The following is a 23,425-nucleotide window of genomic DNA, read 5'->3' as shown; positions in this document are numbered from 1 at the left end:
CTAGAACCCTGGCAGCTGTCCGAGTCCGCCGCCGCCCAGACCTTGGGCGAGCGGGCCGAGCTTCTCCTGCTGCAGGTCGGCGGCGGCACGCACCGCGTCGCGGACGGCCGCGATCACCAGGTCGGCGATCGTGTCGGCGGTGTCCTGCGGGTCGGTCGCGTCGATCACGCTCGGGTCGATCTTGAGTTCGAGCAGCTCACCTGAGCCGTTGACGACGGCCGTGACCATGCCGCCGCCCGACGAGCCCTCGATCTGCGCGTCGTTGAGCTCCTGCTGGGCGCTCACAAGCTGCTGCTGCATGAGCTGAGCCTGCTCCAGCAGCTGCTGCAGGTTGACATCCCCTGGGTTCACCGTCGTGCGCTCCTCGTGGCTCCGGTTCTTGACTGCCACGAGCCTACGGTGTTTGGGCGGCGTCATGTACTGGGAGGGCTCCCCATGTTTCCCTCCAGGCATTCGTCATGGACCTTTGTCATGGCCGGATCTCGGCCCCCCTCCAGTGTCCGAGACCCGGCCATCACGTCGGACGGAGCGGCCGCACCACGCCGACGCGTGTTTCGGAACGGTAGTGCGCCCAACGTTGCACACACGTTGCGTTCATTCAATCACCCTACGCAATCCCCCTGAACAGCTTGCGCATATCGCCGCCAGGACGGATGCTCGTTGTTGACTACTTGGAGTGACCGATGAGTTACGGCCATCTCGATGCGTACTCCCGCCTTCTACGCGGAGCACACGAAGCGGCGGCTACGGGGCAGACCTCGTCCGATTCGCCCCGCACCCTGATCACGGCCTCGTGGCGGCGATCGCTCGCGGCGGGGATCGACCCGGATGGCCGGAGCGCCCCTTTGGTCTGCGAGTCCTCCGACGTCGTCGACATCCGCGAGGCTCATCCGCTGCGGCCGCTGCTGCCCCTGCTCGCCCAGACGCTCTCCGGCCTGGCCGACGAGGCCGACCACGTCATGATCGTCACAGACCGTGACGGGCGAGTGCTCTGGCGTGAGGGCAAAGGCGGCATCCTGCGCGATGCGGACCAGGTGGGCCTGGCCGACGGCCATCACTGGGGCGAGTACATGGCTGGCACCAACGGCATCGGCACCGCGCTCGCCACCGGCCGGCCGGTCCACGTCTACTCCGAGGAACACCTGATGCGGGTGCTGCACGTCTGGTCGTGCAGCGCGGCGCCGATCAGCGATCCGGAGACGGGCAACGTCATCGGCTGCGTCGACGTCAGCGGCATCGCGCGGTCCCTGCATCCGGCGACGGTCGCCCTGGTCGGCGCGACGGCCAAGCTCGCCGAGTCGCAGCTCGCCGTACAGATGCACGAGCGCGACGAACGCCTGCGCCGCCGCTACGAGTCGCTGCGCAACCGGGGCGGCATCCTGCTGTCGCCCACGGGCCGGGTCATCTCGGGCGATCCCATGGGCCGGCTCGGCGCCCGGCTCCCCCTGTCCGGCCAGCGCATGATCCTGCGGGACGGGAGCGTCGCCTTCCTCGAGCCCTTCTGCGACGGCTACCTGCTGCGCGACACCCCGTCCGCGACGCCGCCCACCCTACGCCTGACCTGCCTCGGCGAGGGCACCCCTACGGCCGACCTGGGCGAGCGCCCGCGTCCGCTCTCACTGCGCCACGCCGAGATCCTCGCCCTCCTCGCCCTGCACCCCCAGGGCCTGTCGGCCGACCAGCTCTCGTTCCACCTGTACGGCGACGACGGCAACCCGGTGACCATCCGGGCCGAGATCCATCGGCTGCGCGGTCAGCTCGGGGAGGTGCTGGCGGCGAAGCCGTACCGGCTGGTCTGCCCGGTCGAGGCGGACTTCCTCGGCATCCGGCGGCTCCTCGCCTCGGGCGACACCGCCGCGCTGGCCCGCGCCTACCCCGGGCCGCTCCTGCCGCGCTCGGAGTCGCCGGACATCCGGCGCGAACGCGAGGAGCTCGAAGCCCAGGTACGCGCGTGCCTCCTGCGCCACGGCTCGCCCGACGACCTGTGGACCTACGCCCAGACCCCCAACGGCCGCGACGACTACCAGATCCTGGAACGCCTGTCGGCCCTTCCGCCGACGGACCCCCGCTCGGCCGCCGCCCGCGCCCGCCTCTTCCCCTGACCCCGCTCGGGCCGAGGGAGCCTTCGGTCAGGTGTGGTCGATCTCGCCGATGACCTGGGCGCCGAGTTCGCGTTGCAGCAGGGCCATGCCGGAGACCGCGTCGACGTCGGCGTCGGCGTCGTTCAGCGGGTCGACCTCGTCGGCGTCGGCGGCCTTGTCACGGCCCGGGATCGCGCTCGGCCACGCCGCCGTGCCACCCGCGCGCGACGCCGGGGTACGCGGACCCGCCTGAGCGGCCGCCTTGGCGGCCGACCGCGCGGCGGCCAGCCCCGCTCCGACCGGCGCGGCGGCGGGCTGCCGGGCGGTCACCGTCTGGGTGGGGTCGGGGCTCGGCGGAGAACCGGGGCTGAGGTCGTCGGGCGCGTCGGGCCACGACTCGTCGGTGGTCGGGCGCGCGGACTCGGCGGCCGGGTGCGCTGACGCGGCGGCCGGAGGTTGGCCCGGGTCCTGGGAGCCCTGGTCGTCCTGGGAGCCGCCGTGCGAGCCGGACCGCCCCTGGGAGGTCGCCTGGACGCCCGTCCCGCCCTGCGGGCTGGTCGTCGCCTGGGCCGCGGCCGGGGCCGCCTGCGGGGCGGGGTTGCCGGGGCCGCCCGACGGCGGCTGCTGGCGTGCGGGGCCGCGGGTGGCCTGGGGCGCCGGAGAGCCGCCGACCACCGCCTCGACCCGCCAGGTGCCGCCGAGCACGTCGCCGAGCGCGGTCGCCACGACGGCGTCCTTGCCGCCGCCCGTGAAGTTCTTCATCGCGCCGACCTGGCTGAACCCGAGCGTGACCAGGTTGCCTTCGACGCCCACGACCTGGGCGTTCGTACTGACGTTGGCCCAGACCACGATGCTGCGCTGCTTGAGCGCGGCCAGCACGGCGGGCCACTGCTGCTGCATGCCGCCCGCCCCGCCCGCGACCGGGCCTGCCGCCGCGGGAGCCTGAGCAGCGGAAGCCTGGGCGACGGGCGCCGGTGCGGGCGCGTCGGAGACCGGAGCCGCCGCCGAACCGGGACGTACGGGCTCGGGCCAGTCGTCGGCCCCTCCGCCCGCCGGCCCCTGACCACCGGCGGAGCCGTTGCTCCCACCGGACGTCGCAGGCTGCGGAACCGCCGCGTCGCCGCCGACCGGCACCGCCGTACCGACGGAGACAGCCGGGGGCGCGGCGGGAACGTGCACGTCGTGGCCGCCGCCCGGGGGGGCCGGACGCGGGATCGTCACCGCGCCCGCCCTGGAGGCCATCTGGGCGACCGTGCCGCCGCGCTCCAGGCGTTCGAGCCGGGCGAGCAGGGACGCCTCGCCCTGCGAGGCGCCCGGCAGCAGGACGCGCGCGCACATCAGTTCGAGCAGCAGCCGCGGCGAGGTGGCGCCGCGCATCTCGGTGAGCCCCGCGTTGAAGATCTCGGCCGCGCGGGTGAGCTCGGCGGGCCCCATCGAGGACGCCTGCCCCACCAGCCGCTCCAGCTCGTCGGCGGGACGGTCGAGCAGCCCGCTGGACGCCGCCTCGGGCACGTTGGCCAGGATCACCAGGTCGCGGAAGCGCTCCAGCAGGTCGGAGGCGAAGCGGCGCGGGTCGTGGCCGCCCTCGATCACCCGGTTGACCGCCTGGAACACCTGGCCGCCGTCTCGCGCGGCGAACGCGTTGACGACCTCGTCGAGCAGGTCGCCGTCGGTGTAGCCGAGCAGGGAGACGGCCTTGGCGTAGGTGATGCCGTCCTCCTCGGCCCCGGCGAGGAGCTGGTCGAGGATGGAGAGCGAGTCACGGGCCGAGCCGGCGCCCGCGCGGACGACCAGCGGCAGGGCGGGCGGCTCGAAGGGCACGCTCTCGGAGGTGAGGATCTCCTCCAGCAGCGCCTTGAGCGTCGCCGGCGGCATCAGCCTGAACGGATAGTGGTGCGTACGCGACTTGATGGTGCCGATGACCTTTTCCGGCTCGGTCGTCGCGAAGATGAACTTCAGGTGCGGCGGAGGCTCCTCGACGAGCTTGAGCAGCGCGTTGAAACCCTCGCGGGTCACCATGTGCGCCTCGTCGATGATGTAGATCTTGTAGCGCGCCGACACGGGCGCGAAGAAGGCACGCTCGCGCAGGTCACGCGCGTCGTCGACGCCACCGTGGGAGGCTGCGTCGATCTCGATGACGTCGAGGTGGCCGGGGCCGGTCGGGGCGAGCGCCACACACGACTCGCAGGTGCCGCAGGGGTCGGGCGTCGGGCCCTGCTCGCAGTTGAGAGAGCGGGCGAGAATGCGCGCGCTGGAGGTCTTGCCACATCCGCGGGGGCCGCTGAACAGGTACGCGTGGTTGATGCGGCCCGTACGCAACGCCTGTCGCAGCGGATCTGTGACGTGTTCCTGACCCTTGACCTCGGCGAAGGTCCCGGGTCGGTACTTGCGGTAAAGCGCAAGGCTCATGCGACCATCCCGCCTGCGAGGGGGCTCTCAACGAAGAGACCCCCGCACACCCGCCAGAGCCCGCTTATCCTTGCTGCCTTCCGGCCCTGGGGAGGTTCACAGGATGACGCCGCGCGAGGGGTCCCTGGACAGTCTAACCGGCCTCAGCAGTGCTCGCTCCACCGTTCGGGGTTGAGCATGTCCTGGAAAAATCGCGGTCACCACAGTGCTGGAAGTCCGGTAAGCTCGTCGGCGGAGGATTCGCCTAGTGGCCGAGGGCGCACGCTTGGAAAGCGTGTATAGGGCAACCTATCAGGGGTTCAAATCCCCTATCCTCCGCCAGTCCAGAAGGGCCATGCCAGGTCAACGGCATGGCCCTTCTGCTTTTCCAGCCTCAGCCGTCCCCTGACGAGGGGCCGGGAGATCGCGGGCATGCGGCCATCTTCGGGTCATCGGCAATCACCAGGACGCGCGACGCGATGAACCGTGATGGGCCGTGAAGACGAATCGGGGGATCGCCGAACAACGGGTGTTCCGATGCAACCGCCTGAAAGGCCAGCATGCATGCCACCTCCCCCGAACCCGGCGCCGACCAGCCAGGACACCGACGCGCAGGTGATCGCGGCGTCGCGGCGTGATCCGGATCGTTTCGGCGCCGTCTTCGATCGCTACTTCGCATCCATCCACCGCTATGTCCACCTGCGCCTGGGCGAGTCGGCCGCGGACGACCTCGCCGCGGAGACCTTTCTGCGCGCCTTCCGCGACCGGGACCGCTTCGACCTGACCTGCCCCAGCGCCCGCCCCTGGCTGTACGGCATCGTCTCCAACCTGGTCGCCGAGCACCATCGCAGCGAGGCGCGCAGATACCGGGCGCTGGCCAGAAGCGCCGACGCCACCGCGGAGGTCGCCAGTCACGACGAACGCGTGGCGCAACGGGTCTCCGCGGCGGTCATGCAGCCGCTGCTGGCCGCAGGGCTCGCCCGGCTCTCGGCCGGGGACAGGGACGTCCTGCTGCTGGTCGCCTGCGCCCAGCTCGGCTACGACGAGGTGGCCGAAGCTCTCGGCATACCTCAGGGAACGGTGGGCTCACGTCTCAACCGCGCCCGCAAGAAGCTCCGCAAGATCATCGGTCCCGCCGTGGAGGCACCGTGACGGACGAACTCGAAGTGATCAAGGCCCACCACGACAGCCTGCCCGGACCCGCGCCCGAGGTGACCGCCCGTGCATGGGTGCTGGTGGCCGAAGAGATCGACGCGGAGCGCGCCGGCGGTGGTCGACGTCAGCCGACGGGGACACGTCAGCGGCCGGCTCGCGGCTTCCTGAGCGGCCGACTGGCGCTGAGGGCCGGCGTGGCCGTGGGTCTGGCGGCGGCGGTGACCGCGGCACTGGTCATGGTGCGTGGCGGTGACGACGCGGCTCCGTTCGGGGCCACTCCGGCCGGCGCCGCCGAGCTGCTCAGGCATGCGGCCTCGGTCGCGGCGCAGGAGGACGTACGGCCCGGGCCGGGGCAGTACTTCTACGTCGATCAGAAGGTCGTGGAGTTCGCCAGTGGCTCCGAAGGCGAGTACACCCAGGAACTGCGCCGAGAGATCTGGATGCCCGCCGGGGATCCCGGCACGGCCGCCCTGACGCGCTCGACGTACGGGCCGACACGCGTCATCAGCGGACGGAAGCCGGAGCACGTGCAGTCGCCGGGAACAGTGGAGTACGAGCGCGCGGGACAGTGCCCCAAGGGCTCCCTGGGCCTGCCTCCGCAGGTCGCCGATCTTCCCGCCGATCCCGATGGGATGCTGGCGAAGATCCGCCAGGGCGCGGCGGCGTTCGTCCGGTCCGACCAGCTCAGACGAGGAGAGACGGACCTGGGCCAGGACGAGATCGACCTGCGGGTCGAGAAGGTCATCGCGAGCCAGTTGCTCAAGCTGGCGGAGACCCCGCTCATCCCCTCCCGGACCAGGGCCACGGTCTTCGGCGCGCTGTCGAAGCTGCCGACCGTGACCGTCGTCCCCGACCTCACCGACACCGCCGGACGACACGGGGTGGGTGCCTCGCTCAAGTCGGAGAGCCCCGGCGGCTGGGAGCGTGGGGAGCTCATCTTCGAGCCGGCCACGTACCGGTTCCTCGGGTACCGGAGCTGGATCGGCCGGCCGGAGGGCGGACAGGTCAAGGAGATCCCGAGCGGCAGCATGGCGGTGATGACGGTGAAGGTCGTCGACTCCATGCCGGAGGTTCCGAAGAACGCCGGAGCGCCGATGTTCTGCTGACGCGCTCACGGGCCCTCGGACGCCTCGACCGGCAGGTCTTCTATGGTCCGGTTCATGGAGGAGCTGTTCGGCAGCGCCGCGCCCTACTACGCCAGGTACCGCCCTGGCCACGGGCAGGCGGCGACAGAGCACCTGGCGAAGACGTTCGGCGCGGACAGCCGGGTGCTGGATCTCGGCTGCGGGCCGGGGACGATCGCGATCCCCCTGGCCCGGCGGACGAGGGCCGTGCTCGCCGTGGATCCGGCGCGGGAGATGCTCGCGGAGGGCAGGCGGCTGGCCGGGGGCGTCGCGAACATCGTCTGGCTGCGTGGTGACTCGACCGATCTGCGGGCTTTGCCGCCGTTCGATCACGTGGTGATGGGGCGGTCCTTCCACTGGATGGACCGCCGGTCCGTACTGGTGGAGCTGGACGGGCTGCTGCCGCCCGGCGGCGCGGTGGCGCTGGTCGGCCCCGCGAGGCAGCAGGGTGAGCCGTGGCAGCCGGACGCGCAACCGTGGCAGCCGATCGAGAGGCGGGTGTGCGAGGAGTTCGGCCTCGACATCCACGCCGCCGCCCGTTCGTTCCACGCCACCGGCGAGCACCACAGCGGCGTGCTCGCCGGCTCACCCTTCGGCAGCCTGGGCGCTGCGACGGGCGCTGCTCGCCGGCAATCCCGCGGGCCGGTGGGAGCAGCGGCTGACGACCGAGGTGCTGGTCGCCAGGCGACCTGGGCGCTGAACCGGTCGTGTCAGGCGGTCAGCGAGTCGTGCAGGGCGTCGAGGCCGTCCCGGAAGATGGTGGTGAACAGGGCGACCGCCTCACTGTCGCTCACCCCCGCCGGGGTGAAAGAGCCGGACCACTGCACCTCGCAGGCGTCCTCGCGGCCGGGGATCGAGTGCACGCGCAGGGTGGAGAGGTAGCCGGTGACCGGGAAGGGCGCTTCGATGATGGAGTAGGTGTAGTGGCGCTCGGTCTCGCTGAAGTGCATGAGGCGTTCGATGATCACCTCGCCGTCCGGGTTCGCCAGCCGGCGGACGCGACCGCCTTCGAGCATGGTGCTCTCGGGAATGTAGGGCAGCCAGTCGGGCAGGGAGTGGAACCCGCCGATGAGGTCCCAGACCCGCTGCGGGGAGGCGGGCAGCACGCGGCTGACCGAGGTCGATGCCATGGTCGTTCTCCTGTGGTGGTGGGTACGGGGCTCAGGCGCCGCCAGGAAGGGGCGCGTCGGGGCTGACCAGGCCGAGGGCGCGCAGCTCCTGCCAGAACGCGGCGGGCACGTCCTCGGCGAGGGCGGCGACGTCCTCGGCGATCCGGCTGGGACGGGTGGCGCCGGGGATCGCCGCGACGGCCGCCGGATGGGCCAGGGAGAACTGCAGGGCGGCCGCCTTGATGCTGACGCCGTACCGCTCGGCGAGCGCCTTGATCTTCCCGACGCGCTCGACGATCTCCGGCGGCGCCTGCTGGTACTCGAAGTGGGTGCCACCGGCGAGTACGCCCGAGCTGTAGGGCCCGCCGACGACCATGCTGACGTCCTGCTCCTGGGCCATGGGCAGCAGCCGTTGCAGGGCGTGCGCGTGGTCGAGGAGCGTGTAGCGCCCGGCGAGCAGGAAGCCGTCGGGCTGGGGTTCGTCCAGGGTGAGGGTCAGCTCGATCGGCTCGGTACGGTTGACGCCCAGCCCCCAGCCCTTGATCACGCCTTCGTCGCGCAGCCGGGCCAGCACCCGGAAGGCCCCGGTACGGGCCTCCTCGAACTTCTGCAGCCACAGATCACCGTGGAAGTCCTGGGCGATGTCGTGGACCCAGACGATGTCCAGCCGGTCGACGCCCAGACGCTTGAGGCTGTCCTCGATCGAGCGCTCGGTGGCGGGGGCGGTCCACTCGTCGAGCATCCGGTTGGGGCGGCCGTGCTCGAACAGCCCGCCCTTCTCCCCCAGCTCCCGGTCGCCGCGGGTTTCGGCGGGGGCCATCTCCTTGCCCTAAAAGGGACAGCTTAACGTGACCATGTGTGCGCTCTTCGTGAAAGCGGTCGTGCCGCGTTCCTGGTGAGCGTCCTGACGTGACCGCGGGGTCGGGCGCCGGGCTGCGCCGCGCCGTCTCCCCGCTGGAGCTCTTCTTCGACCTGGTCTTCGTCTTCGCCGTCGGGCAGCTCGCCGAGCACCTGCACGCCGAGCTGTCCTGGCGCGGCGCCGCCGAGACCGCGGTGATGCTGGTCGCGGTCCTCAGCACGTGGGTCCTCACCAGCTTCGACGCCACCTTCCTGGACATCGCCCGGTCCAGGACGCGCGGGCTGGTGCTGGTGGTGATGGGTCTGGGGCTGTTCATGAACGTGCAGGTCCCGCACGCGTTCGGGGAGCGTCCGTGGGCGTTCGTGGTGCCGCTGGTGGCGATCCTGCTCCTGACCGGCACGACGGCCGCCGTGAGCGCGTCGGTGGCCGTCCTGCGCAGCCACTATCACCGGGTGCTGGTGTGGGCCGCGGTCTCGATCCCGCTGTGGCTGGCCGGGGCCGCGGCGGAGCACGGGCCACGACTGCTCTGGTGGGCCGCGGCCGCCGCGGTGAACCTCGCCGGGACGTGGCTGAGCCCCCCTGCCCGGCCGGGTCTTCCCGTCCCGGTACTTCGTGTTCGACGCCGAGCACATGGTGGAGCGCATCCGCCTGTTCCTCATCCTGCAGCTCGGCGAGACGGTGCTGACCATCGGTTCGGCGATCTCCAGCGCCGCGATCGACGCGCCGACGGTGGCCGCCGCCTTCGGCGTGTTCGTCGCGCTGGTGTGCCTGTGGGCCACGTACTTCCTCGGCGGCGAGGAGATCGTGACGCGGCAGATCGCGACCACGACAGACCCGATGCGCTCGATCCACCGCGCGGTGAACGGCACGTACGGCACGCTGACCGGCCTGGTGGCCCTGGCGGTCGGGGCCGCGCTGGCGATCGGCCACACCACCGGGCCGGGCAGCGCCCAGCTGAGCCTGCTGCTGTTCGGCGGCCCGATCCTGTACCTGATCGCGCAGGCGTGGTGGTACTACGTCACCACCGGCCGGGCATGGGCGGCCCGGCTGCTCGCCTGCGGCGCCTGCGCCGCGGCCGGGTTCGCGGCGCGCTGGTTGTCGCCGCTGCTGTCCGTGCTGATCCTGGACGTCATCCTCGTGGTGCTGGTCATCGCCCTCACCCGGGTGCACCGCCAGGTGGCCGAGACACTGAATCCCGACGACGGATCCTGACGGCCGGCCGCCGCGTGGAGGATATGGAGTGATCATGCTCCTCCCCGACACGAAGGACGCGCCCGTGGCCCGCATGCTCCGCCACCTCGACGAAGAGCTCTACGTGCAGTACGGACAGCTCTGCCTCTACGGCGGCACCGAGTGCCCGGAGTTCACCGACGAGGAGTCGGAGAGCTACCACGCGAACGTCACCGTCCATCTGGAGGCCTGGGACGACGAGCCACCGGAGCCGGGCCCCGACTGGCGGGCGATCGAGCGGACCGGCGGTTTCACGGCCGTGACCGGAGTCGTTCAGGTGGGCGTCATGGACGGCACCGGCGCTGATTTCCTGATCGGCCCGCCCTTGTTCGACTACGGCCTGACCGTGCACGTCCACGCCGTGGAGATCCTGCGATGGCTGTTCCGGTTCTGGCCGATCCGTGATGTCTTCGACCCGCTCGTGCACATGAGGCCCACGCAACTGGACGGGGCCGCGTCCCCGCTGGAGCACCGCCGGGTGCCCGTTCCCGTCACGACGGCCGGGCAGTGGGCGGCGATGCGGCCGGACAGGTTCCGGCCCTCGCAGGAGAGCGTGCGGTGGACGGCCACGCCACAAACGTTCTTCGACACCGATCCGGTCGCCCGCATGTTCCGCCTGACTCAGGAGGGCCCGGTCTCCCGTGCGCTGAACCCCGATCACGCGCCCACCTTCCCCTACGACGAGCCTCACCTGCTGGGCAGAGACCCGGGCGACACCTACCGGATGTGGCGCTGGGAGCGGCAGACCGCCGATGGCCGCCCGCCGGACGGCAACCTTCTGACGGGCCGGATCATGCACGTCCGGGACGTCCACAACGGCCGGATCCTCGCGTCGGGCATCGTGACGATGCTCGGCTCGATGGACGGGCACCCCCACGTCAGGGACGCCGAACCCCACGAGGCCGCCCGGGTCCTGTGCTCGGAGCAGACCTGGCCGGGCTGACGCGGACAGGAGCGCGGACGGAAGGGGTGGCGAGAGCTGGAATCGTCAGGATATCTTGACGGTTATGACTTTGAGCACTGCCGATCTTCCCGGGCACGAGGGGTTCGTCGCGCCCGTTCTGCCCGACGGCGAGCTGGCCTCGTCGTCCAGCGCCTTCACCAGGACGTTCGTCGGGTACCAGGCCGCCTGTTCGTGCGGATGGACCGATCGGCGGCGGTATCCGGCGACGCCGGAGGGGGCCAAGGAGGCGGAGTACCGGTGGTGGAGCAGGCACACGCCGCCGCTGCTCGCCGCCGCCCCGCCCGGCTGGCTGGTGACCAGGTCGAACCTGCTGTGCGAGCAGGTCGTCAAGCTCGCGGCCGACCGGCCGCTGGCCGCGCTCACCCTGCTGTCCCAGGTGGAGAGCTGGCAGCGGACGCTGCTCGACCAGGCGGTCGCCGGGGCGCGGGACAACGGCGCCTCCTGGGCGGAGATCGGGGAGGCCATGGGGATCTCCAAGCAGGCGGCCCACGAGCGTTTCAGGGCCCAGGTGAGCCAGTAGCGCCCGTTCAGGCCGGTACGAGCGCCTTGGAGCGGTCGGCGACCATCCGTACGGCGAAGATGCCGAGCACGGTGCCCATCGCGTACCGCTGCACCCGCAGCCACACCGGACGGCGTGCGAGGAAGGCGGCGAGGCCGCCGGCCGAGATCGCGATCAGCGCGTTGACCAGCGTGCCGATCGCGATCTGCACCGAGCCGAGCGCGAGGCTCTGCAGCAGCACGTGCCCCATGGCGGGGTCGATGAACTGCGGCAGCAGCGACAGGTACAGGATCGCGATCTTCGGGTTCAGCAGGCAGGTGAACAGCCCCATGGCGAACAGTTTCCGCGGCCTCTCGACCGCCAGCTCGCGCGGCTGGAAGACCGAGGCGCCGCCGGGCCTGACCGCGTTCCAGGCCATCCAGAGCAGGTACGCGGCCCCGGCCAGCTTCAGCGCCGTGTAGGCCACCGGCACGTACGCGAACACGGCCGTCAGCCCGAGGCACGTCGCCGTCAGGTACGCCATGAACCCCAGCGCGACGCCGACGAGCGAGATCAGCCCGGCACGACGCCCCTGGCTGATCGAGCGGGAGACCAGATAGATCATGTTCGGTCCGGGCGTCAGAACCATGCCCAGGGACACCAGCGCGATCCCCACCAAGCCACCCGTCATGGCGGCAGATTAGCTGACAAGTCGCAGAAAATCCCAGTCCCATACATTGCCTTGCGTAATCACCCGACTACGGGGGATGACACAGGGCATGCAGTTCGACGATGACGCGCCCCTCGACCCCTCACAGGTCGAGGACGTCCGGGCCTCCGGCTCCCAGCCCGGCCGGGGCGGTGGCGGCTGGGGCGGGATGCCGGGCGGCGGCTGCATGTTGCCCATCGGCGGCCGTGGCGGCGGCTGCCTGCTGCTGGTCCTGGCGGTGGCCGGGCTGTTCCTGTTCAAGCTCGCCCCCACGCCGTTCAGCGGCGACGAGGGCGGCGAGCAGGGCGGCGGACGCTACCCGAGCGCCCCCGGCCAGCTCTCCCCCAGCGGCAACCTGGCCGAACGCTGCCGTACGGGCGCCGACGCCGACCAGGCGGAGGACTGCCGGATCGTCGGCACGGTGAACAGCATCCAGTCCTACTGGCGGCAGGAGTTCAAGGAACGCGACAAGCAGTACACGCCGGCCAAGACCGTGCTGTTCTCGCGGGCCGTGAACACCGGCTGCGGCCCCGCCGACTCGGCCGTGGGCCCGTTCTACTGCCCGCCCGACCGCAAGGTCTACCTGGACCTGGCCTTCTTCGACACGCTCCAGCGCGACTTCGGCGCCGAGGGCGGCCCGTTCGCCCAGGCGTACGTGGTCGCCCACGAGTACGGCCACCACGTCCAGAACCTGCTCGGCACCATGGACAAGGTCGGCAACAACAGCAGGCCGGGCGCCGGCAGCGCGTCCGTGCGCCTGGAGCTGCAGGCCGACTGCTACGCCGGCGTCTGGGCGCACAACGCGGTCAAGACGGGCTTCTACCGCGAGCCGTTCACGCAGGCCGACATCAACCAGGCCCTCGACGCCGCCGCGGCGGTCGGCGACGACAGCATCCAGCGCCGCTCGCAGGGCCGCGTCACGCCTGACGCGTTCACCCACGGCACCTCGCAGCAACGCGAGAAGTGGTTCAGCGTCGGGTACGACAGCGGCCTCCCGGACAGATGTGACACCTTCTCGAATGGCATCTAGGCGCCCTCCTGGGGAAGTCCTCTAGCGGGCAGCACCCAGAAGGGACGTCAGATATGGATTTCAAGGACGACGTCAACCTCGACTCGTCGCAGGTCGAGGACGTCGGCGGTCGCGGTGGCGGCGGGTTCTCGGGCGGCGGCTTCCCCGGCGGCATGGTCCTCGGGGGCGGCGGCATCGTCGGCCTGATCGCCTTAGTGCTGGTCTTCGTGCTCAACAACCTGGGCGGCGGGGACGGCGGCGGCGAGCCGGCGCAGAAGCAACCCCCGGCCAAACTCGCCGAGGAGTGCAAGACGGGCAAGGACGCCGACCAGTCGGAGAAGTGCCGCGTCGTGGGCGTGGTCAACAGCATCCAGGACTACTGGAAGCAGGAGATCTCCGACTACCGGCCGTCGAAGACGGTCCTGTACTCCGGCAGCCTCCGTACCGGCTGCGGCGCGGCCAGCTCCGCCGTCGGGCCGTTCTACTGCCCGAGCGACCAGCGCGTCTACCTCGACCTGAGCTTCTTCGACCAGCTCCACAGCCAGTTCGGCGCCAAGGGCGGCCCCTTCGCCCAGGCGTACGTGATCGCCCACGAATACGGCCATCACGTCCAGGACCTGCGCGGCGCCCTCCAGTCGGACACCGGCAGCTCGGTCCCCGTCGAGCTCCAGGCCGACTGTTACGCGGGCGTCTGGGCGCACAACGCCGTCCGCACCGGCTTCTACGAAAAGCCGTTCACCCAGACGGAAATCGCCGAGGCCCTGGACGCCGCGGCCGCCGTGGGCGACGACAGAATCCAGCAACGCACGAGCGGCAGAATCGATCCCGAATCGTTTACCCACGGCTCGTCCGAGCAACGCGTCAACGCCTTCCAGCGCGGCTACCAAAACGGCCGACCGGGCGACTGTGAACAGTCTGAGCTGGGCCGATAGCCCCCGACAACGCAGCAGCTCGAATTCTCTCCTAAAATGAGGTGGGTGATCTTCAAGCTCGTCGGCGACGGACGCCCTTATCCCGAACACGGTCTGACGAACCGAGAGTGGGCGCAGATCCCTCCCAGGCAGGTCCGGCTCGACTCGTTGATCACCACGAAGGCCATGCTGGACCTGCACTCGTTGCTCGCCGCCGACTCCACTTTCTACGGCGACCTGTTCCCGCACGTGGTGCAGTGGCAGGGCGAGCTCTATCTGGAGGACGGCCTCCACCGGGCCCTGCGCGCGGCCCTGCACCAACGGTCGATCCTGCACGCCAGGGTCCTGGATCTGCCCAACTGAAACGCGCCGAAAAAGGGAGCCGCCATTCGCGGCTCCCTTTTCATGTGTCAACCTGATCGACGTGCCGTGTGTCACGTCCGCGTCTTTCAACATCGTTCGGAGAATGCCGTGTCGTATCCACCGCCACACGGGTCGTGGCCACCACCCGGATACGGTCCGCCGCCCTACTACTCGCAGCCGCCGGCGCACGAGTACGTCGAGGAGCCCGAGCCGCTCGACAATCGCAACCTGATCGTGCTGCTGGCCATCGGGCTGCCGCTGCTGCTCCTGAGCGCCTGCGGCGCGCTGTTCTTCGTCCTGACCGACGACGGCCGCCCGGAGGCCCGCGTCGGCGAGACGGTCCAGACGCAGGTCGTCGAGGACAGCCCGCCGGACATCCAGCTCAACCTGAATCCGCCGGCCGACGGGCCCACCCAGCAGCCCTGAGGGCAAAGAAAAGGGCCTCCGAGGTCGTCGGAGGCCCGATGGCGGTGGTGGTGGGATTTGAACCCACGGATGAGTTGCCCCATCACACGCTTTCGAGGCGTGCGCCCTCGGCCACTAGGCGACACCACCGCGGACGAGCTTACCGGATTCTCCGAGTAGCGAAGAACTCCTTCAGGACGGCAGAGCATTCTCCGGCCAAGACGCCCATGACGACCTCGGGCCGATGGTTGAGCCTCCGGTCGCGTACGACGTCCCAGAGCGAGCCCACGGCGCCGGCCTTCGCGTCGACGGCGCCGTACACGATCCGGTCGACCCGGGCGAGCACGGACGCGCCGGCGCACATCGTGCACGGCTCCAGCGTGACCACCAGCGTGCAGCCGCTCAGCCGCCACTGCCCGCGCAGCGCGGCGGCCCGCCTGAGCGCGAGCACCTCGGCGTGCGCGGTGGGATCGGCGGCGGACTCGCGGTCGTTGCCCGCCGCGGCCAGCACCTCGCCGAGCGGGCCGAGCACGACGGCGCCGACGGGGATCTCGCCCCTGCCGCCGGCCGCGACGGCCTCGGCCAGGGCCAGGCGCATCGCTTCCTCGTGGGTCAACGCAACCGGTCGAGCTCGTCGGCGAACGACAGCCGTTCGGCGATCACCGAGAGGATGTCGGCGGGCAGCAGGCCCTCCTCCATGCTCAGCTCCAGCAGCTCCTCCGAGCTCACGCCGAGGTCGCTGAGCAGCTCGAAGTCACCGGCGGGACGCACGCCGAGCCCGTTGCCCTCCTTGTCGGGGGCCGCGCCGGCGAACTCGGCGAACAACTCGCCCATGCTGTTGGAGGTGATCGCGTGCACGTCCGACAGGAACACCCGGGGCTCGTCCTCGCCGCGGTAGCGGGCGATCGCGAACCATTCGTCCTCGACCTCGACGCAGAGCAGGGCCAGCTCGTCGCCCGTCAGGCCCAGGGTCTCGATGACGGCGTCACCGAAGTCGTCGACGATCTCCGCGTCCCGCAGATCGACCTCTGCGCCGGTCCAGCCGTCAGAAGTCCTGACAAAAGCCGCAGAGAAGGTGTTGGACGCCATGCCCGCACTCCAGGGGGGTCAGCCGAAGACCGATTCGATGGCACGCTCGAACGGCTCGGAGAAGCCGAGCCGCGCGGCGATGCTGGACAGCACATCTTCGGGGAGGAGATCGATGTCGCCGGAGAGGATGCCCAGCTCCATCTCGTCCAATCCGAGATCGGCGAAGATCGACAGATCTCCCGCCGGCAGCACGGTCTCCTCGTCCTGGAGGATCTCGTCGAGCTCCTCCTCGTCGGGGACCGGCACGTCGAGGTAGTGCAGCACCTGGCGGGCTAGCGGGAAGTCCCAGGAGGCGGCGATGTCGGACAGGAAGACGTCGACGCGGTCGCCGAGCACGCGCAGCGCCACGAAGAACTCGTCGCCGACGGCGATCAGGCCGATGGTGCCGCTCTCGCTCGGCTGCTGCCTGAGGGCCTGGATCAGGCCCTGGAGGTCGGACGTGAGCGTGACGGGCAGCAGCTCAGCGTGCCACCGCTCGTCCTCGCGGTAAATCACTATGGCGAAGTCGAGCGCATCTTCGTCTGTCATCGCCATCCCCACCCGAGCCTCTGACACGACAGGTTCGTACCAGACCCCAATCGTTCCAGAACAGGCCACGCGGCGTGTGCTTCTCCGACCAAATTGTGATCAAAACCAAAGGCCCGGGATGCCACCACTCCGTCCACCGGATACCGTTGGCCTCTATGGAAACCCTCGTCGTCGACCATCCGCTCGTGGCCCACAAGCTCACCACGCTGCGCGATGTCCGCACCGACTCGCCGACCTTCCGCAGGCTCGCGGACGAGCTGGTGACGCTGCTGGCGTACGAGGCGACGCGCGACGTCCGGGTCACCGACGTGACCGTCCAGACCCCGGTCTCCCCCGCCCACGGGGTGCGCCTGGCCAAGCCCCAGCCGCTGGTCGTGCCCATCCTGCGCGCCGGGCTCGGCATGCTCGACGGCATGACCCGGCTGCTGCCCACCGCCGAGGTCGGCTTCCTCGGCATGATCCGCAACGAGTCCACCCTCCAGGCCGAGACGTACGCCACCCGCCTGCCCGACGACCTGTCCGGGCGTCAGTGCTTCGTCGTCGACCCGATGCTCGCCACCGGCGGCACGCTCGCCGCGGCCGTGCAGTTCCTGTTCGACCGGGGCGCGGTCGACGTCACGGCCATCTGCCTGCTGGCCGCCCCCGAGGGTCTGGCGTACATGGACAAGGTGTTCGCCAACTCGGGCAAGCCCATCCGCGTGGTCACCGCCGCCCTCGACGAGCGGCTCAACGAGAGCGGCTACATCGTCCCGGGCCTCGGCGACGCCGGCGACCGCCTCTACGGCGTGGTCTGACCCTTCCATCGGCTCCCCTTCTCCTTACGCTGGGTCGTCACTTCGTTACATACTGTGGTTGGGTGGGTACGAAGAGACAGGAAGGGAACTTCCGCATGCGCGTGGGGGAAGCACGATGAGCGACATGCCCGGTGCCGAGGAGTCCTCGTGAACGAGCGAGCGACCGGCAACAGCAGTGCCCCGTCTCATGCGACCGGCACAGGAGGGCGCATGAGCGAGCACACCGAGGCCGACCCGACCCCGTACGCGGAGGTCGAGGCCGCGCTGCGCGACGAGTTCGCCGGCGTGCATTCCTCCACCACCGTAACGCGCTGTGTGGAAGCAGCGCACTACGGCGCGCTGGAGGTAACCGGCTATGCGCATCCGAGCCTTGTGGAGCGCATCGCCCGGAAGCACCTTCACGTCCTGGCGCTGGTCGCCAGCGAACGTGGCTAAGCAAGATCAAAACTAACCCGCCAAGTTACCTTTACCCCGGCTACCGGGTGGGTAATGTATACGGCGGGTGGAGTGGGTTAGTGGCACGGAGGCGACAGTGCAGGTCAAAAAAGTCCTCACATACAGTGGGATCGCATTTGTGGCGTACTACCTGTTCGCACGACCAGCTGATGCCGCAGACGCGGTGAAGGGGGCGTTCGACACAGTGTTCAACGCGGCCGACTCTCTGGCCCAATTTGTGAACAACCTCGCATGAGACTGGTGACCCACGGGGACTCTGCTCCGTCGTCGGTCAACCGCTACCTCCTCCCCAATGAACAACAGGTCATCATGGTGCGGCGTCATCCCGCCGTGCTGCTGCGTCCGGTCGCCGAGGTCTTCGGCGGCCTGATCATCGCCGGGCTCCTCAGCAAGTTCTTCGGTGGAGGGGAGTCCGGCGGCACGGCGCTCGTCGTGGTGTGGTGGCTGTGGCTGCTGCTGCTCGTGCGGTTCGTGTGGAAAGTCGCGGAGTGGTCGGTCGATTACTTTGTGGTGACGTCCAAGCGGATGTTGCTCACCACGGGGTTGATCACGCGCAAGGTCGCGATGATGCCGCTCGGCAAGGTCACCGACATGAGCTTCCAGCGATCTCTCCTGGGCCGCATGCTCGGTTACGGCGAGTTCATCCTCGAGTCCGCTGGTCAGGACCAGGCTCTGTCAACGGTCGAGTACATTCCGTATCCGGAGACCCTCTACCTGGAGGTCTGCCAGATGCTTTTCCCCAGCAAGGACGAGAGCGACGATTAATCCCGCGTGGCAAATTCTTCACGCGGGGATACCAGATTCGGCTACTTCATGCAATCATTGCGTGTTGTTGACCCTTCCCCGCCTTGAGAGATGAGATGCCGAGTCAGGGAACCATCGGTGACCGCGTCCGTGGACTGCGGCTGAACAGGCGGATGTCCCAGGCCCAGTTGGCCGGACCCGACCTGTCTGACAGTTATGTCTCGCTCATCGAGTCGGGCAAGCGTACGCCGACTCCTGTCGTGGCCCGCCTCCTCGCCGAGCGGCTGGGATGCACCACCGAGTTCCTCCTGCACGGCATCGAGCCGCGCCAGCGCATCGACACCGAGCTGGGCCTTCGCCATGCCGAGCTTGAGCTGCAGCACGGCGACCCCGCGGTGGCGGCCGACCGCTTCACGGAGATCGTGAAGGCGGCCGACGAGGAGAACGCCATGCTCACCGCGCACGCCCGCTTCGGCCGGGCCCGTGCGCTGGAGGTCCAGGGGCGTCTCGGTCAGGCCGTCGAGGCGTTCGAACGGCTGCGCAGGGAGGCCGCCGCGCATCCCGAGCGCCTGGCCGACCTGCCGCTCACGATCGCGCTGAGCCGCTGCTACCAGCGGGCCGGCGACCGGCTGAGGGCCCGTGACCTGGCCGCGTCCGCGCTGGAGCAGGCCGAGCGGCTGTCCATCTCGCAGGGCGAGATCGCGGTCGACCTGGCCACCGCTCTGGTCGAGGCGCGCAGCGAGCGTCAGGGCGACTCCCCCGAACTCGAGTACGTCAAGCGGGTGCTGGACAACAGCGGCGTTCCTGAAGTTATGGACCGTTCCGAGGAGATCCACGCCCTGTGGCAGGCGAGCTCCGCCGCCGCCGCCGGCGAGGACTCCGCGCTGGCCGTGCGCCTGGCCGACGACGCCATCATGGCGGGCCGTCAGTCCCGGCTCGCGCTGCAGCTCGCGCGGGCGGCCATGCACTGGTCCAGGCTGGTCACCGCGCCGCTCGACGAGGCCGAGCGGCTGGCCGCCGCGGCGTCGCGCGCCTTCGCGTCCTCCCCCGGCAGCGTCCGCGAGCACGGCGAGAGCCTGGTCGCGCACGCTCGGGTGCGGCTGCGGGCGGGCGACCAGGCGGGTGCCGCCGAGCTGGCCACCACGGCGCTGGGGCTGGCCCACGACGGTTCGGGCACCACGCCGGCCGAGGCGAACCTCGTGCTCGCCACGGTCGCGCTCGACCTCGACGGCAGTGCCACGACGCAGCTGCGCACCGCGCACGAGATGCTCGACTCGCTCGACCGTCCGGTGTTCGGGTCCGACAGGCAGGCCGCCCGCTGCTGGCGCGAGCTGGGTGACCTCTATGGCAGGGTCGGGGAAAGAGCACAGCAGACCGCCGCATATCGTAAAGCCCTTGAAGCTGCCGGAGTTCGCTCCGCGTTGGCAGGGGTGACGGTCGAGGCCACGGTCGCGCACTGAACCTCCGGGAGCTCCAGATTTGGACTTTTGAGTCTGGAATAATTAGGGTCGACCAGTCATTGACTCATAGGATGATTGGTTTCCCCGGAGGAGGCGGACTGTGAGTCTGCGTACGGCGCAGCGGGCTTCGCTCGTCGACCAGGTGATCGATCAGCTCAAGGAGCAGATCACCTCAGGGTCGTGGCAGATGAACGGCAAGATCCCCACCGAGACCGTGCTCGCCGAGCAGCTCGGGGTGGGACGCAACACCGTTCGCGAGGCCGTGCGCGCGTTGACGCACGCCGGGCTGCTCGAGTGCCGTCAGGGGGACGGCACTTACGTCCGGGCGACCAGCGAGCTGTCCGGGGCGATGCTGCGCCGGCTGCGCCAGGCCGAGCAGCTGGAGATCCTTGAGGTGCGGCGCGCGCTGGAGGTCGAGTCCGCCCGGCTGGCCGCGACCCGCCGCACCGATGAGGACATCCGCCGCATCGAGGCCGCGCTGGCCGAACGCGACCGCGCCTGGGAGCTGGACGACCCCGACTTCTTCGTCGAGGCCGACCTCGCCTTCCACATGGCGGTCGCGCACGCCACCCACAACCTCGTGCTCATCGACCTCTACGAGGACTTCTCGGCGGCCCTGCGGGCCAGCATCACGGCCGCGGGCACGTCGTTCAACAAGAGCTACATCCCGCACGACGCCATCGCCCGCGCCATCGCGGCCGGCGACGCCACCGCGGCCGAGCGGGCCGGGCACGCCTGCATGGAGCACATCCTCATCGCCCTCACCGACTCCTGACCGGCCCTCAGGCGGCGGGGCGCAGCTCGGCCGCATGGTCCTTGGCGAACTCGGTGAAGGTGCGGCCCGGGCGCCCGGTCACGTCGGTGAAGGCCGTCGTCGTGAAGTTCCCCCAGTTCGCGGTGTACGCCGTGAGGTACTCCCTGGTGACGGCCGCGTCCCATTCGCGCAGGCCGGCGTCGATCATCGAGCGGTAGGCGTCGTCGGGGGCGACGGGCTGGTAGGCGATCGGCGTGCCGTAGACGTCGGTCAGGGCGGTGGCCGCCTCCCCCATCGAGATGCTGGCCGGGCCGGTGAGCGTGTAGGTGCGGCCCTTGTGGGAGGCCGGGTCGCGCAGCACCGCGGCGGCGAAGTCGCCGATGTCGCGGACGTCGATCAGCCCGATCCGGCCCTCGCCCGTGCCGCCGTAGAGGGTGTCGCCGGCGACCGAGCCGAACAGGTTCTGCATGAAGAAGGCCGGGCGGATGACGGTCCAGTCGAGGCCCGAGGCGGCCAGTTCGACGTCCGACAGGGCATGCAGGCGGCCGTTGCGCGTGGGGGCGTCGTGAGCGGCTCCGATGGCCGACAGGCGCACGACGTGACGCACCCCCGCCTTCCGGGCCGCCCAGAGGGCGTTCATGCTCGCATGCGGCGCCTGGGGGCCCATGGCGGTCAGCAGCCACAGGGTGTCGACCCCCTCGAAGGCGGCGTCGAGCGTGGCGGGCTGGTCGAGGTCGCCGACGGCCACCTCGACGCCCTCGGGGGCCTTGGCCGCGTCACGCACCAGGACGCGCACGTCGCTCAGGTCGCCCAGCGACTTCAGCACGGCCCCGGAGACGGTGCCGGTGGCACCGGTGATCAGGATGGTCATCGCAATGTCCCTTCTTCTGCGGAGATCAACTCGTCGATCAGGTCGAAGAACTTCTGGATGCCGGGCAGGTTCGCGCCCTTGGCACGGGAGGCGGCGAAGTCGTCGCCCGAGCGCCAGTCGACGACGTCCAGCCATTCGTCGTCGGACAGGCGGACCAGCCGGGCGCCGAGGAAGCCGGCGCGGTCGGCCGTGAAGTCGGCGAGCATGCCCGGACGGGCCGCCAGCAACTGGTCGGCGCGTTCCGGGGACACTCTGAATCTGGTGAGTTCCACCGTCGTGGTCATGGCATGACAATATAGTAAGAATCAGTGACAGTCAAAATTAGTGACTAATTGGAGGGCCGACACGTGCGCAGGAGTCATCGCAAGCAGGACGAACCAGATCTCGGGGTCCTGGCGGGGCGCACGCTCTTCGCCCTGCAGCGCGACCTGTTCGCCAAGCTGGCCGAGCAGGGGCATCCGGGGCTGCGGCCGCGGCACGGCGCCGTGCTGGCCTACCTGGACGAGGAGGGCAGCAGGGCGACCGACCTGGCCGCGCAGTCGGGGCAGCACAAGCAGGTGATCGGCACGCTGGTGGACGAGCTGGTCGCGCTCGGCTACGTGGAGCGGCAGCCCGACCCCGCGGACCGGCGGGCCAAGCTGATCGTGCCGACGGACAGGGCGCTGGACCACATGGCGAGGTCGGACGCGATCATCGCCGAGATGGAGGCCGCGCACGCACGGGCCGTGGGCGAGCAGGCGTACGCGGAGTTCAAGAGGGTCTTCAAGCTGGTCGCCGAGCGGCAGACGGGCACGGCGGAATGACGGCCGCTCAGGTCAGGCGCAGCGACATGACCAGGTAGCGGAAGGCGGGCTGGGCGTCGCCCGGCACGTCCTGGATGAGGGCGGGCCTGGTCGGCGACTCCATGTTGATCCTGGCCAGCTCGCTCTCGATGCCGGTCAGGCCGTCGAGCAGGAACTGCGACTGGAAGGCGATCTGGATGTCGTCGCCGCGCAGCTCGCAGGGGACCACCTCGGTGCCGCGCCCGATGTCGCCGCCGCCCGCCTGGATCAGCACCTGGCCCTGCGAGAACGACAGCCGGATCGCGGTGTTGCGCTCGGCCACCAGGGCCACCCGCTTGATCGCGTTGACGAACGGCGTCACCGCGACGTCGGCCCTGATCGACCAGTCGGAGGTCAGCCTGGCCCGGTAGTCGATGAACTGCTCGTCGAGCAGGCGCACGGTGGTGCTGCGGCCGACGCTCTCGAACCCGGCCACGCCGTCGCCCATCGCGACCGACACCTCGCCGCCGCGCAGCGACCTGGCCACCTCGACCAGCACCTTCGCCGGCACCATGGCCGATACGGCGACGTCGGGCGCGGCCGGACGCCAGGTGAAGTCGCGGGCGGCGATGCGGTAGCGGTCGGTGGAGGCCATCGCCACGGACTCGCCCTCGATGTCGACCCGGATGCCGGTGAGCATCGGCAGCGTGTCGTCGCGGCTGGCGGCGGGCGCGACCTGGCTCACGGCGGAGGCGAACACGCCGCCGCCGATCGCGCCGATGCTCGGGGGCATCGTCGGCAGGGCCGGGAAGTCCTCGACCGGCATCGTGATCAGCCCGAACTCGGCGCTTCCGCAGGTCAGCACGGCCTCGGCACCTTCGGTGACGATCTCGACGTCTTCGGCCGGCAGGCTGCGGCTGATCTCGGCGAGCAGGCGGCCGGGGATGAGCACGCTCCCGGGCTCGGCCACGTCGGCGTCGACCAGGGCGCGCGCGGAGACGTCGTAGTCGAAGGCGGACAGGGTCAGCTCGTCGCCCGCCTCCAGCAGCAACCCGGAAAGTACGGGCACCACCGGGCGGCTGGGCAGGACTCTGGCGGCCCATGCCACCGCATCTGCCAGTACATCGCGGTTAACCCGGATCTTCACGAGGATCCACCCTTTCGTCGCGCCGTGCCTCTATGA

The 23,425-nt window shown here is 70.2% G+C and carries 28 protein-coding genes, 2 tRNA genes, 1 other RNA gene and 2 pseudogenes; 18 read left to right on the top strand and 15 right to left on the bottom strand.

The genetic code is table 11. From position 1 onward, the window contains the following. A complete protein-coding gene (locus ACNF49_RS05160; RefSeq protein WP_357974238.1) occupies window positions 1-351 on the bottom strand; it encodes a YbaB/EbfC family nucleoid-associated protein in 351 nt (116 codons plus the stop codon). Between the two features lie 332 nt (window positions 352-683). On the opposite strand from ACNF49_RS05160, the gene ACNF49_RS05155 reads away from it, so the two are divergent. After that, on the top strand, window positions 684-2,102 hold the full coding sequence (locus ACNF49_RS05155; RefSeq protein ID WP_498702159.1) for a GAF domain-containing protein: 1,419 nt from the start codon (window positions 684-686) through the stop codon (window positions 2,100-2,102). Window positions 2,103-2,129: 27 nt separating this feature from the next. Here ACNF49_RS05155 and ACNF49_RS05150 read toward each other — a convergent pair whose 3' ends face one another. Together ACNF49_RS05150 and ffs are read right to left on the bottom strand one after the other, a co-directional pair. Next, window positions 2,130-4,490 (bottom strand): DNA polymerase III subunit gamma and tau, encoded by a 2,361-nt coding sequence (locus ACNF49_RS05150; protein WP_482942947.1) that lies wholly within the window; start codon window positions 4,488-4,490, stop codon window positions 2,130-2,132. A gap of 30 nt (window positions 4,491-4,520) precedes the next feature. Beyond that, an RNA gene (gene ffs / locus ACNF49_RS05145) (signal recognition particle sRNA small type) lies at window positions 4,521-4,617 on the bottom strand. 106 nt (window positions 4,618-4,723) lie between these two features. On the opposite strand from ffs, the gene ACNF49_RS05140 reads away from it, so the two are divergent. The 3 genes from ACNF49_RS05140 to ACNF49_RS05130 all read left to right on the top strand — a co-directional run bounded on the left by ACNF49_RS05140 (window position 4,724) and on the right by ACNF49_RS05130 (window position 6,730). Next, a tRNA-Ser gene (locus ACNF49_RS05140) sits at window positions 4,724-4,811 on the top strand. Window positions 4,812-5,033: 222 nt separating this feature from the next. Beyond that, a complete protein-coding gene (locus ACNF49_RS05135; protein WP_357973884.1) occupies window positions 5,034-5,621 on the top strand; it encodes an RNA polymerase sigma factor in 588 nt (195 codons plus the stop codon). Further along, window positions 5,618-6,730, top strand: a complete 1,113-nt coding sequence (locus ACNF49_RS05130) for a CU044_5270 family protein (protein WP_482942946.1) — start codon at window positions 5,618-5,620, stop codon at window positions 6,728-6,730. The genes ACNF49_RS05135 and ACNF49_RS05130 overlap by 4 nt, the downstream gene beginning before the upstream one ends. Window positions 6,731-6,816: 86 nt before the next feature. Here ACNF49_RS05130 and ACNF49_RS05125 read toward each other — a convergent pair whose 3' ends face one another. Then, a complete protein-coding gene (locus ACNF49_RS05125) occupies window positions 6,817-7,026 on the bottom strand; it encodes a hypothetical protein (protein WP_482945737.1) in 210 nt (69 codons plus the stop codon). Between ACNF49_RS05125 and ACNF49_RS05120 the strand changes: the two are divergent. Next, a pseudogene (locus ACNF49_RS05120) lies at window positions 6,929-7,126 on the top strand (methyltransferase domain-containing protein); the annotation flags it as partial. The gene ACNF49_RS05125 and the pseudogene ACNF49_RS05120 sit on opposite strands and share 98 nt — an antisense overlap. Here ACNF49_RS05120 and ACNF49_RS05115 read toward each other — a convergent pair. From ACNF49_RS05115 to ACNF49_RS05105, 3 genes are all read right to left on the bottom strand, one after another. Next, window positions 7,078-7,302 carry a hypothetical protein gene (locus tag ACNF49_RS05115; protein ID WP_482945736.1) on the bottom strand — a complete coding sequence of 75 codons (225 nt, stop codon included), beginning with the start codon at window positions 7,300-7,302 and terminating at the stop codon, window positions 7,078-7,080. The pseudogene ACNF49_RS05120 and the gene ACNF49_RS05115 sit on opposite strands and share 49 nt — an antisense overlap. Before the next feature lie 156 nt (window positions 7,303-7,458). Next, window positions 7,459-7,878 (bottom strand): SRPBCC family protein, encoded by a 420-nt coding sequence (locus ACNF49_RS05110; protein ID WP_482942945.1) that lies wholly within the window; start codon window positions 7,876-7,878, stop codon window positions 7,459-7,461. Window positions 7,879-7,909: 31 nt separating this feature from the next. Next, the gene (locus ACNF49_RS05105; protein WP_482942944.1) at window positions 7,910-8,677 is read right to left on the bottom strand and encodes an aldo/keto reductase; all 768 of its coding nucleotides are present in this window, start codon (window positions 8,675-8,677) and stop codon (window positions 7,910-7,912) included. Between the two features lie 89 nt (window positions 8,678-8,766). On the opposite strand from ACNF49_RS05105, the pseudogene ACNF49_RS05100 reads away from it, so the two are divergent. The 3 genes and pseudogenes from ACNF49_RS05100 to ACNF49_RS05090 all read left to right on the top strand — a co-directional run bounded on the left by ACNF49_RS05100 (window position 8,767) and on the right by ACNF49_RS05090 (window position 11,430). Further along, a pseudogene (locus tag ACNF49_RS05100) lies at window positions 8,767-9,928 on the top strand (low temperature requirement protein A). A 34-nt stretch (window positions 9,929-9,962) separates the two neighbouring features. Then, complete coding sequence (locus ACNF49_RS05095) at window positions 9,963-10,889, top strand: hypothetical protein (RefSeq protein ID WP_482942943.1); 927 nt, start codon at window positions 9,963-9,965, stop codon at window positions 10,887-10,889. Window positions 10,890-10,953: 64 nt separating this feature from the next. Then, complete coding sequence (locus ACNF49_RS05090; RefSeq protein ID WP_357973902.1) at window positions 10,954-11,430, top strand: hypothetical protein; 477 nt, start codon at window positions 10,954-10,956, stop codon at window positions 11,428-11,430. A gap of 7 nt (window positions 11,431-11,437) precedes the next feature. On the opposite strand, the gene ACNF49_RS05085 is transcribed toward ACNF49_RS05090, so the two are convergent. Further along, the gene (locus ACNF49_RS05085; RefSeq protein ID WP_357973905.1) at window positions 11,438-12,079 is read right to left on the bottom strand and encodes a LysE family translocator; all 642 of its coding nucleotides are present in this window, start codon (window positions 12,077-12,079) and stop codon (window positions 11,438-11,440) included. Between the two features lie 88 nt (window positions 12,080-12,167). Here ACNF49_RS05085 and ypfJ (ACNF49_RS05080) point away from each other — a divergent pair, with 88 nt between their 5' ends. From ypfJ (ACNF49_RS05080) to ACNF49_RS05065, 4 genes are all read left to right on the top strand, one after another. Next, complete coding sequence (gene ypfJ, locus ACNF49_RS05080; protein ID WP_357973908.1) at window positions 12,168-13,127, top strand: KPN_02809 family neutral zinc metallopeptidase; 960 nt, start codon at window positions 12,168-12,170, stop codon at window positions 13,125-13,127. A 53-nt stretch (window positions 13,128-13,180) separates the two neighbouring features. Next, window positions 13,181-14,038: a KPN_02809 family neutral zinc metallopeptidase gene (gene ypfJ, locus ACNF49_RS05075; protein WP_357973910.1), complete on the top strand. Its 858-nt coding sequence runs from the start codon at window positions 13,181-13,183 to the stop codon at window positions 14,036-14,038. 45 nt (window positions 14,039-14,083) lie between these two features. Further along, window positions 14,084-14,380 carry a type II toxin-antitoxin system VapB family antitoxin gene (locus ACNF49_RS05070; protein WP_352318431.1) on the top strand — a complete coding sequence of 99 codons (297 nt, stop codon included), beginning with the start codon at window positions 14,084-14,086 and terminating at the stop codon, window positions 14,378-14,380. Window positions 14,381-14,488: 108 nt separating this feature from the next. After that, entirely contained in the window at window positions 14,489-14,806 is a 318-nt protein-coding gene (locus ACNF49_RS05065; protein WP_357973912.1) for a hypothetical protein, read from the top strand. A 39-nt stretch (window positions 14,807-14,845) separates the two neighbouring features. Here the strand turns inward: ACNF49_RS05065 and ACNF49_RS05060 are convergent. The 4 genes from ACNF49_RS05060 to ACNF49_RS05045 form a co-directional block, all read right to left on the bottom strand. Further along, window positions 14,846-14,935 (bottom strand) — tRNA-Ser (locus ACNF49_RS05060). Window positions 14,936-14,945: 10 nt separating this feature from the next. After that, window positions 14,946-15,383, bottom strand: coding sequence for a nucleoside deaminase (locus ACNF49_RS05055; protein WP_482945485.1), 438 nt, complete (start codon window positions 15,381-15,383; stop codon window positions 14,946-14,948). 14 nt (window positions 15,384-15,397) lie between these two features. After that, window positions 15,398-15,874, bottom strand: coding sequence for a tRNA adenosine deaminase-associated protein (locus tag ACNF49_RS05050; protein WP_357973916.1), 477 nt, complete (start codon window positions 15,872-15,874; stop codon window positions 15,398-15,400). An 18-nt stretch (window positions 15,875-15,892) separates the two neighbouring features. Continuing rightward, on the bottom strand, window positions 15,893-16,408 hold the full coding sequence (locus ACNF49_RS05045; protein WP_482942942.1) for a tRNA adenosine deaminase-associated protein: 516 nt from the start codon (window positions 16,406-16,408) through the stop codon (window positions 15,893-15,895). Between the two features lie 149 nt (window positions 16,409-16,557). On the opposite strand from ACNF49_RS05045, the gene upp reads away from it, so the two are divergent. From upp to ACNF49_RS05020, 5 genes are all read left to right on the top strand, one after another. After that, complete coding sequence (upp, locus tag ACNF49_RS05040; protein ID WP_357973920.1) at window positions 16,558-17,196, top strand: uracil phosphoribosyltransferase; 639 nt, start codon at window positions 16,558-16,560, stop codon at window positions 17,194-17,196. Window positions 17,197-17,406: 210 nt separating this feature from the next. After that, a complete protein-coding gene (locus ACNF49_RS05035; protein WP_352318442.1) occupies window positions 17,407-17,631 on the top strand; it encodes a hypothetical protein in 225 nt (74 codons plus the stop codon). Window positions 17,632-17,883: 252 nt separating this feature from the next. Beyond that, window positions 17,884-18,417: a PH domain-containing protein gene (locus ACNF49_RS05030; protein WP_357973922.1), complete on the top strand. Its 534-nt coding sequence runs from the start codon at window positions 17,884-17,886 to the stop codon at window positions 18,415-18,417. Between the two features lie 95 nt (window positions 18,418-18,512). After that, on the top strand, window positions 18,513-19,856 hold the full coding sequence (locus ACNF49_RS05025) for a helix-turn-helix domain-containing protein (RefSeq protein WP_482942941.1): 1,344 nt from the start codon (window positions 18,513-18,515) through the stop codon (window positions 19,854-19,856). Window positions 19,857-19,956: 100 nt separating this feature from the next. Continuing rightward, the gene (locus ACNF49_RS05020; protein WP_352318450.1) at window positions 19,957-20,631 is read left to right on the top strand and encodes a FadR/GntR family transcriptional regulator; all 675 of its coding nucleotides are present in this window, start codon (window positions 19,957-19,959) and stop codon (window positions 20,629-20,631) included. 7 nt (window positions 20,632-20,638) lie between these two features. Here the strand turns inward: ACNF49_RS05020 and ACNF49_RS05015 are convergent, their stop codons facing one another. Together ACNF49_RS05015 and ACNF49_RS05010 are read right to left on the bottom strand one after the other, a co-directional pair. After that, window positions 20,639-21,481: an SDR family oxidoreductase gene (locus ACNF49_RS05015; RefSeq protein ID WP_482942940.1), complete on the bottom strand. Its 843-nt coding sequence runs from the start codon at window positions 21,479-21,481 to the stop codon at window positions 20,639-20,641. Then, window positions 21,478-21,765, bottom strand: coding sequence for an antibiotic biosynthesis monooxygenase (locus ACNF49_RS05010; RefSeq protein WP_357973929.1), 288 nt, complete (start codon window positions 21,763-21,765; stop codon window positions 21,478-21,480). The genes ACNF49_RS05015 and ACNF49_RS05010 overlap by 4 nt, the downstream gene beginning before the upstream one ends. 63 nt (window positions 21,766-21,828) lie before the next feature. On the opposite strand from ACNF49_RS05010, the gene ACNF49_RS05005 reads away from it, so the two are divergent. Continuing rightward, window positions 21,829-22,284 (top strand): MarR family winged helix-turn-helix transcriptional regulator, encoded by a 456-nt coding sequence (locus ACNF49_RS05005; RefSeq protein WP_357973933.1) that lies wholly within the window; start codon window positions 21,829-21,831, stop codon window positions 22,282-22,284. 7 nt (window positions 22,285-22,291) lie between these two features. Here the strand turns inward: ACNF49_RS05005 and dnaN are convergent, their stop codons facing one another. After that, window positions 22,292-23,389 carry a DNA polymerase III subunit beta gene (dnaN, locus tag ACNF49_RS05000; protein WP_482942939.1) on the bottom strand — a complete coding sequence of 366 codons (1,098 nt, stop codon included), beginning with the start codon at window positions 23,387-23,389 and terminating at the stop codon, window positions 22,292-22,294. Window positions 23,390-23,425: the final 36 nt, after the last annotated feature.

The organism is Actinomadura sp. ATCC 39365, assembly GCF_054392275.1.
The sequence above is the reverse complement of the archived record's forward strand: the minus strand, read 5'-3'. Positions and strand labels throughout refer to the sequence as shown.

Coding starts and splice junctions, on each gene's coding strand:
- ACNF49_RS05155 (WP_498702159.1), top strand. CDS start 684: ATGAGTTACGGCCATCTCGATGCGTACTCCCGCCTTCTACGCGGAGCA.
- ACNF49_RS05150 (WP_482942947.1), bottom strand. CDS start 4,490: ATGAGCCTTGCGCTTTACCGCAAGTACCGACCCGGGACCTTCGCCGAG.
- ACNF49_RS05135 (WP_357973884.1), top strand. CDS start 5,034: ATGCCACCTCCCCCGAACCCGGCGCCGACCAGCCAGGACACCGACGCG.
- ACNF49_RS05125 (WP_482945737.1), bottom strand. CDS start 7,026: ATGTTCGCGACGCCCCCGGCCAGCCGCCTGCCCTCCGCGAGCATCTCC.
- ACNF49_RS05110 (WP_482942945.1), bottom strand. CDS start 7,878: ATGGCATCGACCTCGGTCAGCCGCGTGCTGCCCGCCTCCCCGCAGCGG.
- ACNF49_RS05105 (WP_482942944.1), bottom strand. CDS start 8,677: ATGGCCCCCGCCGAAACCCGCGGCGACCGGGAGCTGGGGGAGAAGGGC.
- ACNF49_RS05095 (WP_482942943.1), top strand. CDS start 9,963: ATGCTCCTCCCCGACACGAAGGACGCGCCCGTGGCCCGCATGCTCCGC.
- ACNF49_RS05090 (WP_357973902.1), top strand. CDS start 10,954: ATGACTTTGAGCACTGCCGATCTTCCCGGGCACGAGGGGTTCGTCGCG.
- ACNF49_RS05085 (WP_357973905.1), bottom strand. CDS start 12,079: ATGACGGGTGGCTTGGTGGGGATCGCGCTGGTGTCCCTGGGCATGGTT.
- ypfJ (WP_357973908.1), top strand. CDS start 12,168: ATGCAGTTCGACGATGACGCGCCCCTCGACCCCTCACAGGTCGAGGAC.
- ypfJ (WP_357973910.1), top strand. CDS start 13,181: ATGGATTTCAAGGACGACGTCAACCTCGACTCGTCGCAGGTCGAGGAC.
- ACNF49_RS05055 (WP_482945485.1), bottom strand. CDS start 15,383: ATGCGCCTGGCCCTGGCCGAGGCCGTCGCGGCCGGCGGCAGGGGCGAG.
- ACNF49_RS05050 (WP_357973916.1), bottom strand. CDS start 15,874: ATGGCGTCCAACACCTTCTCTGCGGCTTTTGTCAGGACTTCTGACGGC.
- ACNF49_RS05045 (WP_482942942.1), bottom strand. CDS start 16,408: ATGGCGATGACAGACGAAGATGCGCTCGACTTCGCCATAGTGATTTAC.
- upp (WP_357973920.1), top strand. CDS start 16,558: ATGGAAACCCTCGTCGTCGACCATCCGCTCGTGGCCCACAAGCTCACC.
- ACNF49_RS05035 (WP_352318442.1), top strand. CDS start 17,407: ATGAGCGAGCACACCGAGGCCGACCCGACCCCGTACGCGGAGGTCGAG.
- ACNF49_RS05030 (WP_357973922.1), top strand. CDS start 17,884: ATGAGACTGGTGACCCACGGGGACTCTGCTCCGTCGTCGGTCAACCGC.
- ACNF49_RS05025 (WP_482942941.1), top strand. CDS start 18,513: ATGCCGAGTCAGGGAACCATCGGTGACCGCGTCCGTGGACTGCGGCTG.
- ACNF49_RS05015 (WP_482942940.1), bottom strand. CDS start 21,481: ATGACCATCCTGATCACCGGTGCCACCGGCACCGTCTCCGGGGCCGTG.
- ACNF49_RS05010 (WP_357973929.1), bottom strand. CDS start 21,765: ATGACCACGACGGTGGAACTCACCAGATTCAGAGTGTCCCCGGAACGC.